8 protein-coding genes are annotated in these 11,821 nt (G+C 57.1%); 4 read left to right on the top strand and 4 right to left on the bottom strand.

All coding sequences use genetic code 11. The features are described 5' to 3' along the window. Window positions 1–2: 2 nt before the first annotated feature. The 4 genes from LDZ28_RS24265 to tssB form a co-directional block, all read right to left on the bottom strand. Window positions 3–2,045 carry a DUF3274 domain-containing protein gene (locus tag LDZ28_RS24265; protein WP_244829933.1) on the bottom strand — a complete coding sequence of 681 codons (2,043 nt, stop codon included), beginning with the start codon at window positions 2,043–2,045 and terminating at the stop codon, window positions 3–5. Next, window positions 2,038–4,521, bottom strand: a complete 2,484-nt coding sequence (locus LDZ28_RS24260) for a type VI secretion system Vgr family protein (protein ID WP_244829932.1) — start codon at window positions 4,519–4,521, stop codon at window positions 2,038–2,040. The genes LDZ28_RS24265 and LDZ28_RS24260 overlap by 8 nt, the downstream gene beginning before the upstream one ends. A 242-nt stretch (window positions 4,522–4,763) precedes the next feature. Continuing rightward, window positions 4,764–6,317 (bottom strand): type VI secretion system contractile sheath large subunit, encoded by a 1,554-nt coding sequence (gene tssC / locus LDZ28_RS24255; protein ID WP_244829931.1) that lies wholly within the window; start codon window positions 6,315–6,317, stop codon window positions 4,764–4,766. Between the two features lie 46 nt (window positions 6,318–6,363). Beyond that, window positions 6,364–6,876: a type VI secretion system contractile sheath small subunit gene (tssB, locus tag LDZ28_RS24250; protein WP_244829930.1), complete on the bottom strand. Its 513-nt coding sequence runs from the start codon at window positions 6,874–6,876 to the stop codon at window positions 6,364–6,366. A 528-nt stretch (window positions 6,877–7,404) separates the two neighbouring features. Between tssB and tssK the strand changes: the two genes are divergently transcribed. The 4 genes from tssK to LDZ28_RS24230 all read left to right on the top strand — a co-directional run bounded on the left by tssK (window position 7,405) and on the right by LDZ28_RS24230 (window position 11,740). Continuing rightward, window positions 7,405–8,757 (top strand): type VI secretion system baseplate subunit TssK, encoded by a 1,353-nt coding sequence (gene tssK, locus LDZ28_RS24245; RefSeq protein ID WP_244829929.1) that lies wholly within the window; start codon window positions 7,405–7,407, stop codon window positions 8,755–8,757. Continuing rightward, on the top strand, window positions 8,754–9,482 hold the full coding sequence (locus LDZ28_RS24240; RefSeq protein WP_244829928.1) for a DotU family type IV/VI secretion system protein: 729 nt from the start codon (window positions 8,754–8,756) through the stop codon (window positions 9,480–9,482). Before tssK ends, LDZ28_RS24240 begins: the two co-directional genes overlap by 4 nt. A gap of 5 nt (window positions 9,483–9,487) precedes the next feature. Beyond that, on the top strand, window positions 9,488–11,161 hold the full coding sequence (locus tag LDZ28_RS24235) for an OmpA family protein (RefSeq protein WP_244831025.1): 1,674 nt from the start codon (window positions 9,488–9,490) through the stop codon (window positions 11,159–11,161). 93 nt (window positions 11,162–11,254) lie between these two features. Further along, complete coding sequence (locus tag LDZ28_RS24230) at window positions 11,255–11,740, top strand: Hcp family type VI secretion system effector (protein ID WP_244829927.1); 486 nt, start codon at window positions 11,255–11,257, stop codon at window positions 11,738–11,740. Window positions 11,741–11,821 lie beyond the last annotated feature (81 nt).

Raw genomic sequence — 11,821 nt, 5'->3', positions numbered from 1 at the left:
TGTCAGCCCTCCAGCTTGGGAGCGGGCAAAGGCCATTGTCCCGTTCCACCTGTCGGCGTGGTAAGGTCGTCGTAGATATTGAGCATGCTGGTTACAACCGGAAATGCCAAGACATCTGCCTTCGCGGGTGGGGCGTATCGACTCACAAGTCCAGAAGGTAGGTTTGGTTTGTTCATTTCCTGCTTGATATCTGGAGGCAGGACCCCGCTTGCGAAATACTGCTTCGCATTTGAATCAGGATTATTCGGATGCCGCCAATCGGCTCGCCGTAAGAGTCTCCACCAAAATTTTTCGTCGTCAAAGGCCACGCTCAGTCCGACCGCAATGTCGTAGGCCATGCATTTTTCAATCGTCTCATGATTCAGCGTGATGGCGGAATGCTGCGACCATTCGCCCCGTCGTTGCGCCAGTCTCGAAAGCCCTTCGGCCTTTGTCTCGAAGCGATCCACCATGAGAAGATTGGAACTGCCGCGAACCTGCCATGCCCGCGTGACCTGAAATGGGTAGCCACGTGCTTGTAAGGCAGAGTTGACAACGCTAGCTTGAACGACGTTGGAAGGCGCCTGATTAGCCAACGGGTCACTCTCGACACCGGTTATCGAGTCCACCACTTTCCTGACCGTCTTCGCCCCCTCGGCCGCCAACGCCGTGCCCGCGAGATGTTCTCCTAGGCGATCTGTTCCTGTGAGTATGAAGAACTTGTACGGCTCCGGAATGGGCGGTCCGTTGATCGTTCGCTTGCCTTCATCGCTTGGAATAGGGAATTTTCCATGTGGCACAGTAAATTTTTCGGGAGCTGTGCCTACGATATGCCCGTCGGAGAACACGCGCTGGAGAAAGTTTGGGCCGACGGCTTTCGCCGCTGAATCTTCCACGCCTTGCCATCCCATTCCCTGGATGTTAGGCAGACTCACGACAGTATCTTGAGGACAGAAGTAATTGAATACGCTACCGAAGTTATCCCGTGCATGCGCCGTTTTCGACCACGCCGCGGCGTTAGCAACACCCGTACTGACAACTCGCGCAGTGTCCACTGGCCTACGCGCAACCTGCAACATCTTCGAGAAATTCGAAAGGGTTTGCACACGCGCGTCCCGCGATTGATGCCGGCCTGGGTATTCCAACTCGATAGTGGTCGGATCCAAGGCATAGGGTGAATCGCAAAGAATCACGTTATCTACTGGACGCAATCCCGCTTCCCTCACCATAAAATTAGCGAGCATCGTAATCTCGGTACCCTGACTGTGCGCAATGATATTGATCGCATCATTTGCAGCAAGCGGATGCCGTCTAACTTCCAAAATAAGATCCGCCAACCGGCGTGCCGCGTGCACATAGTAAATGCGGTGCGGATTCTTATAGAGTCGCGCCTCCGAGCCCACACCCAACCTCGCGGCGGCCGCGCCCACGTTATACAGACGCCCCCCTACACCGGGTCCCCACATGTCAACCAGATTGGTCGTTGCATTCGGGAATGGGCCGCCGTCCTTCGAATAGCTTTCGCTCAGCCAGTTCTCAAAGTTGTCGCGGCAAGCGTAACCAGCCGCAGGATCGTCGCGGCGGTCGATATAGTACGCGTCATAAGGTAGATCAGGATTGCTATTTTTAGCATCTAATTGAGCCTTATAACGACGCTGATCTTCCTGATAAAGCTTCTTATCGACCGCCCGGTAACCCCAATGGAACGGAATGACCGGCGAACGCCCCTCTTCCAGAATACAAGGCGATGACGGAAGCGCTCCGGGCGTGAGTTGCGGAAGGTTGTTTTCGGAGCCCTCGGTCCACGTTCCCCATTTATGAGGTGTGAGATCGTCTCGTCCCAGCCGTTTGTTTAAACCCGCACAGATATGTTTGTCGACTAACGGCATGCACTGACCGTCATCGTTCACTCCATGAATCACGATGACAATGCAAGGCATCGGCCGTTTGGCAGGCACCTTGCAGGTGAGCATGGCGCCGCTGCCTGACGGCATCGGCATGGCTTGCTGGCCGTGGCTCGCGTTACGCAGGCCGATCTGACTTTGGTTATTCGACGTATCACTCATGGCTAGCACCCAACACTTCAATACTCAAATTCTCGACATCGTCGCGGTTGAACAATTGACTCGTGCCGTTCGCGTCCGTAACTCCTTCGGTAACCGATCCATCCGGTAGATGAACGCGAAAACGATGATGTCCAAGCGGTGTTTCCGGGTCGCCCTCGGGATGAAGAAAAAACTTGCGCGCGAAAGAACCACTTGCAAACGACGGCATCGCAGCCGATGCGGTCTCGGAACCAGCCTTTGAGATAGAAGGCGTCTTGACTAGAAAATTGCTAGTACCGCCGACTTGCGGCTGACTGCCGGAAAGCTTGAAGAACGCCCCACCGCCATTAGAGATGAGCACGTCTTCCTGGGCCGCGAACAGTAGGCGCTTTCCCTTGATCAAAACGTCGCCGTTTGCAGTCAATTCGATCGGCCCTGCTTGAGCCTGAATCTGAACCGGTCCTTTAACCGCGAAAAATTTCAGCCCGAGCTTGTGCGCCAGCAGTGATATGGCTTTGCCTGCTGCCACTGTGAACTTCTCGGTCACGCTGAACTCAGCGTTACCACCCGTTGTCGCGCTGATATGTCTGCCGCTGGAGAATTGAATATCAGCCGGCGTTGCCGATACGATTCCGTCCGGTGCGCTGACGAGCACGACAGCTTTCTTCAGTTCAGCATAGTCATTCAAAAGGCGCACTTGCTGTGCCTTGACATCGGCGAGCTCCGCCTGGGCGGCTTGCGCGATCGCGGATAACGAGGTGGCTTGATCTAGCGCTGCCTGTAACTGCTTCATGGCGTCTGGAGCGTCGAGTTGCTTACCCAAAGCGCCCGGCTTTGCCTCGGCGGTGATCAGTACGCCCTTACCGCCCCTGACCGCCACGCGTTCGTCGCTGCGCAATTCCGCGCCTCTGCCTCTCTCCTTGCGATTGCCATCGACCATATGCCCCAGATTCAGTTCGCTGGTCTGAAAAGGCGTGGTCAGGTGGATATGCTCGAAACCTTCTTTATCCTCCATGCGCAGTTCGTTCTGCGCAGCGGTGCGAATAAGATTTCGAGTATTGTTGAGGTTGTTGACGGGATCGGGATTCAGACTGTCGTGTAAAGCTCCAACGATGATTGGCCTGTTCGGATCTTGCGCCGTGAAAATAAGCGCTACCTCCGTCCCGTCGATCAATGGAAAGTGGTGCCCGTAATCCGCCCCTGCGTAGGGCTTCGCCATACGGATCGCACGGCTGCGCCCACCCGGACTCCATTCGTCCAGATCGAACGGCATCTTGGTGACATACAGCCCCGTTTCAGTTAGATAGCTATACTTATATTTCCCTGGCGAATCGATCCGCGCCGGCAAGATGCCTTCGATTTTCGGCCGAACAACCGAGTCGATACTTGTACGCCACTTGCGATCCGCTGGAATCGCCCGAAAGGCACACCAGTACGAAGTTCTCCGCCCGCCGCCGCAACGAACTGAAGTGATGAAAAGCCCATGCGGCGCGTCTTGCGGGTTCACGTCCAACCGGGTCACCTCGCCCGCTTCGAGCGAGAACGGATTACCCCGCCCTCGATAGCTAACTTGCATAGCCAGGTGTTCTTCATGCCGCCGGCGCGCGACTTCTTGGCCCTCTTCGATGGTTTCGTAATGTTCGCCCCAGGTGGAATCCACCCCGTTGGTGCTTTTATCACCCAATGCAGCATTGGTCTCCACTAGCAGCGACACGTCCGCCTGCCGATGGTTGTAGTCGTTCAGTTGAATCGCTTCGGGCACACGCCGCGTAATCGTACGCAGTGACCGGACGGACTCCGCGCCCGCGCTTTCCAAGCCCGAGTGCGCACGAAATGGCACAATCCGTTGTTTGCGCGCGTAGCCATCCAGATCGTCACCGAAAATGATTACGGCGCGATCATGCTTCTGCTCGAATCTGAACCATAGACCTTCCTCAGCACAAAGCCTTTGGATAAATGCGAAAGTGGTCTCGTGATATTGAGTGATGTACTCGTGGCGCTTGTACTTGCCACGCAGTCCTTTGAAATCGAAGTCCACACCCAGACGATAGCCATAGTGACGCAGCGTATCCGTGATAATTTCGACCACGGATTGCTTTTGGAACAGCCGGCTTTTTCGGACACGTGCCAGATCTGAAATCCTAGGCTCGAGCTTGACCCGGTAATGTGTTTCGTCGGCAGATGTACCGAGTACCTCGAAACACGTGATGATCCCGTGCGTCAAATATGGCTTGGGCATCGTGCTGAAGTCTTTCGCCCTGTCGCCAAACATTTTTTCAAGATATGCCCAGTTCGGATCGATCGGTTCAATCGTGAACGTCGCCGGGCGGCCGACCACCTGATTCATTGGGATGTCGGCAAGCGGGCTGGTGAAATCGATCCAATACTCGTATAGCTGACTGATAGCAGCGCGTCCACTGAATTTAAGGACAGCATTTGGACCAGGTTCCGGCTTTAGGCTCAAGCTATACGCTTGACTTGGCAACACCATCGACATTGTTCAGCGTTCTCCAAATTCAAAACATGTATTCGACTGCGACACCGACGTCCGATTGCCTTTCGAATGGGCCCGGCAAACCACACTGCGATGTTACGGATTGGCGTGGTGACTGATATTGAATAGTTGCTGCTGCGGGGCACCCATCGCTCTATTCCAACTACGCCATAAAACAACGCCGGGGCGCTCAACTATGAGAACCCCGGAGGACCACACAGGAAATTACCGCGCGGAAACGACTGTCAACTCTTCGCCTTAGGCATCTGCGAAACCAGCGACAACCCAATATCCATGCCCTCCACCTGGAAGTGCGGCACGATAAAGAGCTTGATGCGGAAGAAGCCGGGATTGTCTTCGATATCCTCGACCATCACCTTCGCCTCGCGCAACGGATGCGACGCTTGCAACTCGTCGCCGGGGTCCTTCATTTCGGTGACGAGACTCTTGATCCAGTTGTTCAGCTCGAGCTCAAGAAGACGACGATCCTTGGTCGTACCGATGTTTTCGCGCTGAATCAGCTTCAGATAATGCGCAATCCGCGAGAGCAGGAAGATGTATGGCAGACGCGAGTTAATGCGACTATTCGCGGTGGCTTCCTTTGTTTCGTACAGCGCCGGCTTCTGTGCCGAGTTAGCCGAGAAGAAGCACGCAAAGTCGTGGTTCTTATAGAACGACAAGGGAATGAACCCGAGGTTGGCAAATTCGAATTCGCGCGTTTCGGGAATCAGCACTTCGGTCGGGATCTTCGGCTGCACACCGGTGCCAAGGTCATACAGGTGAACCGGCAGATCTTCCACCTTTCCGCCCGCTTGCGGTCCACGAATCTGCACACACCAACCGTTGTTCACGAAGCTACGCGTCATGTTCGCCGCAAACGCAAACGACGCATTCACCCACAGATAACGGTCATGGTCAGGACCCTTGACCTGCTCTTCATAGTTGAATGCGCGGACGGGCGTGGTGTCCTTGCCGTACGGCAAACGGCCAAGCACGCGCGGCATGACCAGACCCACATAGCGCGAGTCATCGGTGTCGCGGAAGCTCTTCCATTTCACGTATTCAGCGCGATCAAAGAAGTTTCCGATGTCCTGGATAGCCGCGACTTCTTCCATCGACTTCTTGCCGAAGAACTGCGCGCCAACCGAGCCGATGAAAGGCATATGAGCCGCTGCCGCGACCTTCGAGATATTGCGCAGAAGCGCAACGTCCACCGGCGAGTTGGCGAATTCGAAGTCGCTGACCATCGCGCTGATAGGCTGGCCACCCGGCGTGTCGTATTCTTCGATGTACGTCAGTCGATACAGGCCGCTCTGGATCAGCTCCGGCGCGTCCTCGAAGTCGCGGCTAAGCGCGTCCTTCGACACGTCCAGCACCTCGATACGGGCATTCTTCCGAAAGTCCGTTCGGCTAACGAGCATCTTCAGACCGCGCCAACGGCCTTCGAGCGCCTGGAACTCGGGGTTGTGCATCACTGCGTCGAGTTGCTTGCTGATCTGACGGTCGAGCTGACCGATGAAGAAATCTAGCAGCGACTTGTCCAGGCGATCCACCGGCTTGCTGCTTTGCGCCACGAGTTCGAGGAACGCGCTCATGCCGCGTGCGAGACGTTCGTCGGCAGACGCTTCCGACAATGTGTCGTTGTCACGAAACGCTTCCAGCGGCCGAGCCTGCGCAACCGGCGTAAGATTGATCTTGTCGCAAAGCGATGCATAGACGCTACCGCCTTGCGCATCACGAGGTGCGTCAAGCACGACGGTCTCTGCCGCGGCGCTCTGGCGTGCGGGATTCTTGCTCATTTTCTTGTCCTGTCTACGGTGCTTTTCGAGAGGTGCCGAGGGCGCGTTAAGCGTTGCCTTCGGGCTGCGTGGCAGCCGTGGCGATTTGCGATAGTTCGCCGCGCAGCTTGTCCGACATTTCCTTGTTCTTCAGAATCTTTTCGAACTCGCGGCGGAAGGTGCTGTTGTCCAACAAATTCGACTTCAGATCGCGCAGCAAATTGCGCACGGCCAGAAGTGCCTGAAGTTCCGGAATCTGACGCGCCACCTGTTCCGGCTCGAAGTCCTTCATCGAACGGAACGACAGGTTCACCGGCAACTCAGAGCCGTCGTTCGCGAGCGTATTGTCCGCACCGAACTTTAGGTCTGGCGCGTAATCAGCAAGCACCGCGTCGAAGTTGTTCTTGTCGATGTTGACTTTCTTTCGTTCGGCGAGCGGCGCTTGCTCTCGTCCCGCGCTGAAATCGCCTGCAACGAGTAGCTTCAGCGGCAACTCAATTTTCTTTTGCGCGCCGCCGGTATGCAGGTCGAGGGTGATCGAAACCCGGCTCTTCGGGATTTCGCGCTGGAAGCTGTCCATAAATAGTCCTTATTGATTAGCCATAAGCGCCACTCGATCTGCGAACACGCAGGAACCTCTCGAAGAAGATTCGTTGCGACAACGAGCCGCACTACTTGAAGGCGCGACTCTCGAGCACGCTCATGGATCTGTTCACTTGATTGTGATTCTCATTGGGGCACTATTAGAACAGGTTCCACATCAACTGCCAATGATCGTACGGCGTGACTAATAGTTAGGCAACGAAGCTTTATGCAAGGCCTTAATCTTTGTCCCTTCAAAGACTTAGTACTACTCGTGTAAATCGACGGAAGCTGAGATTCGTCGGTCCCTCAACTCAAATGCAACACCATTTGACAATTTCCACGTCGCGCACTGGACGCGCTTCATATCTCGAAATAAATGTTTCGCGTCTCCGGCGAAACGGTACACAGAATGTCCTCGTTAGCAGATATGATTCGTCGCTTCGTTTTAGTTATCAGCTATACGAACTAAGTGGTGAGAGATAGAATTCTCAACTGATGGCAACAATAGCTAGAGAAGAAAGACATGCGGATCGAAAAACCGCTTTGGCATGAAGGCCTGATCCTCACGCAACAGCATTTTCAGCAACAGGACCGTTGGAACGAGTTCGCCTTGAGGCAAGTCGCGACGGCCGCGCTGGCTCAACCATGGGGCACCCTGGCCGTCGAGGTAGATGAAGACGCGCTCGCGTCCGGGCGATTCAAACTGACTCGACTCAAGTTGCGTTTTCCGGATGGCACTCCCATCGACACGACGCTTGCTCAGGCGCTGCCTCCGGCGCGCGATCTGCTCGAAGGCGTCGGTGCTAATCGGCAAAGCGTTACTGTGCTGGCCGCGCTCGCGCTTCCCAATGCAAACGGCAGCAACTGTCGCATGGATGAGACAGCGTTGACTCGTCCGCGCCGCTCCTATCGTGAGTTCGTGAAAGTCGTCGATCTCAATGGCTCGGATGAAGCGGAGATCGCGGCCGAACGCCATGCCCTTAGGCTGCTGTTCGACTTCGAACCACACGCCGACGACACGGTATGCGCCATCGCACGCCTGTCGCGTTCAACCAGCGGACAGTTCCAGCTAGTCTCGCAATACGTGCCACCGTGTCTGACGTTGGGCGCTCATGCTCTGCACATGGAGCGCATCAATCGTCTAACCGACATTCTGCTGGCAAAAAGTCTCGCACTCGGTGCGCGTCGTAGTGAGCGGGTCGATCAGGTGACGGAATACGGCGTGGCCGACGTACAGCTCTTCTGGCTACTGCATTGCATACATGCAGCGTGGCCGAAGCTGCGCTTTCTTGCATCGAATCCAAATCAGCCTCCTGAGCGGCTGTACGCGATCATCGCCGAACTAGCGAGCGCGCTGATGACGTTTTCGACCGGATCTCAGCTTACCGACATCCCTCTCTACGATCACGCACGCGCCGATGAAGTCTTCACGGAACTGGAAGCGTTGATTCGCCAATTGCTCGATGCAATCATCCCGTCGCGCGTGGTGTCGATCGGACTAGCTCGTGACAATGCGACGACATGGTCAGGCAAGATTCTGGACGAACGTATCGCATCGGATGCAGCGGACTGGTATCTGTCCGTAAACTCATCGCTCCCGGCGTTCGAACTCGTCGAACGCATTCCGCGCTTGTGCAAGATCGGCGCGCCCGACGATGTCGAACACATCGTCAATTCCGCGCTTGCGGGCATCGCACTCAAGCCTGTGCAACGGGTGCCGTCGGCTATTCCGGTCCGCCTCGACAATCACTATTTCGCGCTGGACGCCGCGAGCCCCGCGCACGCCCGATTGCTGGCTGCCCGCGCGTGCCAGATCTACTTGCCCTCATCCGTGCCGGATGCGGCGCTTGAACTCTACGCGGTGCTACGCGCATGACGACGCTTACTTTTTCGCCGGCGCGCGGCGACACGTTGCTTCGGTCGACGAAGCCGACCATCGAGCCGGCTGCGGGTCTGACAGGCCTCCTACGCGCGTCCGCTCTTCTCGTTACCACACTGTCAGCGGGTGGCAAAGCCAGTGACTTCGACGTGCTGCGCCACCGTTGCAAGGAACTTGTCGAAGCGTTTGAGACGGCGCTTACGCAGCATGGGTATTCGCACGACGTAGGCGACGACGCAATCGTCGCGCTTTGCGCACTGCTTGACGAAACCGCCTTGCGTCATCTCGATCCTGTGAATAAGAACAAATGGATCGCGGAGCCTATTCAAGTCGAGCGTCTACAGCACCATAACGCTGGCGAATACGTATTCGAGCGAATGGCAATTCGCATGCGCGAAGCGGCGCCGAGTATCGACTTGCTCGAATGCTATGCAGCAATCCTTGGTCTTGGCTTTCGGGGTCGTTATGCGTTAGAGGACGAGACAAAACGCAACGCGCTCATTACTAGCCTTAATGCGCAAATTGAGCAGTTACGCCCGTCTCAACAGCCTGTGTTTCTGATCGAACATGGCGGACGCCGCCTCGGTAGCTGGTTTCAGCGCCTGTCGCCTTGGGGTATTGCCGGATTGTGCGCCGTAGTCGCGCTGGCTGTCTGGTTTGCGTGGCACGTGGCGCTCGATGCTCAACTGGTTAGCACGATTCCGTCGGGCATCAAGCGGTGAATTCAATGCAACGGCTGGGGTATCCCTTTCGCACAGTAGTCGGTATCGCCGCAGCGCTGATGCTCGCCGTGCTTTGGCTCGTCATGCCGGTGACGACGACGCTCGCCTGGCCATTGACTGCCGTCGTCGTGCTGGCGGCATTACTCGCCATCGGTTTGCGCACGCATCAACAGACACGTGCGCGTCAGGCCAGCGAACACGTTTTGACGGCGCTTGGCTCCGCCACGGCGGAGGTACCAGTCAGGCTTCGCACGCGCATGCCGCTCGTCCTGGTGACGGGTGACGCCCTGCCATCGATCTTCAATCATGAGAGCAGCAGGGAACGTCTTGTTCATGTCGGAGAGGGAGCCATCTGGGTACGTGCGGATCGTATCCAGGATCTGCCGCGCCTCGCGCTCGCCATGCGGCAATGGCGCGACGGTCACGCACCTGACGGCGTCGTGCTGAGCGTGGCGCCTGCGCTGCATGCCGACGCTGACGCGCTGTCACAGTCGCTGCGGATCGTCCGTCAGGCAGTCGCCGATGCCTCTCGCATGATCGGTGCACCGTTGCCCGGCTATGTCGCCGTGTATCAACGGCTGGTCAGAAACGCGCCGACCGATGCGCTCGACGCCGCGCAGTGGCACGGGATCTCAAGCGGAACGCCGCTCACCGACATGAAGCGCTTCGATGCGGTAATCGAGAGTTCCGAAACGGATGCACGCCGGCACGCAACAGACCCATATGCTGCCGCAAGCGTTGCCGGACTGGCTTCGATTATCGGATGGACCCAGCGCGTGATATTCGACACACTAGCCGATTCCCGTCAGCCGGCAGCCCCATGGGCGCTTCACGGCGCCGGGTGGATCGACTGCGGCCCCGCAAGCAATGCCGATAAACCGTGGGAGCGCGACGTCCAGATGCAGACGCGCGTTATACCGGCGGTCGTCGCGGGCTCGCCTGCGCCGTGGCCTCTGCCACAGCCGTTGATCGCGGCTATGTCGCAGCGCGTGAGAGCGTCGCCGCGGCACGTAGCACTCGCGCATGTCGGCGCAATGTGCGCGCTCGCGCTGGCCGCCGCATTTTGGGGCGCAGGCCGGAACAACGCCGCGTTGCTGACACGTATCGGCGGACATATGGAGCGCTATGCGGGCATCGCGCCCGAGCACGATGCCGGTCGCCGCGACGCGCTGCACGCGCTTATCGCGGATCGTGACGAACTCGATCGTTACGGGCGTTCGGGTGTCCCATTTCGGCTGTCGCTCGGCGAATATCACGGTGCGCCGCTCATGCCTTCGCTCAATACCGCGATCGCCGCATATCAGCCACCTGAACCGCCGCCTGCGGTCGTGACACTCGACAGTATGTCGTTGTTCGATAGCGGCAAGGCAATGCTTAAGCCTGGTTCGAATCGGGCATTGATCGACGCCGTCGAGATGATCAAGGCGCATCTGGACAAGCGTATTCTGGTCGCGGGACACACGGATAACGCAGGCAATCCGCGCAGCAACCTGACACTTTCCATGGCGCGTGCAGCGGCGTTACGTGACTGGTTAATCGACGCGTCGGGTATCTCCGCCACGCAGTTCGCTACGCAAGGATACGGCGACACGCGCCCGATTGCCGATAACAACACGCCAGAAGGGCGTGCGAAGAATCGACGCGTGGAAATTACGCTTGTGCCTGATACGAACAAGTAGATTTTAGAATCCCCGGGGCTACGGCCTTGGGATCTTGAGGCCCGGGAGAATGCTCTCCCGAGCACGTTTTGTTGTACTAAGAAGGAGCAGTAAATGGCAATTCCCGCATACATGTGGCTCAAGGATGACGGTGGCGCCGACATCAAGGGTTCCGTTACCGTGCAAGATCGTGAAGGCAGCGTCGAAGTCGTCGCTTTCGATCACGGCATCCACATCCCGACCGACGGCAACACCGGCAAGCTGACCGGCACGCGCGTGCACGCGCCGATCACCTTCACGAAGGAAACGGACGCGTCGACGCCTTATCTGTACAAGGCTGTGACGAGCGGTCAGACGCTGAAGTCGGTCGAGATGAAGTGGTACAAGATCGACGACGCGGGCAAGGAGAAGGAATACTTCAACACCAAGCTCGAGAACGTCAAGGTCGTCGCTGTGCGACCGAAGATGCACGACATCAAGGTTCCCGACTACGAAAAGCACAACCACCTCGAACAGGTGGAACTGCGCTACGAGAAAATCACGTGGGCGTACAAGGACGGCAACATCATTCACGCTGACACGTGGAACGAGCGCTCGTAATTCAGGCGCTTGAGTTGCAAACGGATCTGATCCGCTGATCGGGTCCGTCGCCGGTCCATATCGAATGGGCCGGCGATTTTT

The organism is Caballeronia sp. TF1N1 (assembly GCF_022878925.1).
Taxonomy (GTDB): domain Bacteria; phylum Pseudomonadota; class Gammaproteobacteria; order Burkholderiales; family Burkholderiaceae; genus Caballeronia.
This window is presented reverse-complemented; position numbering and strand designations above follow the sequence as displayed.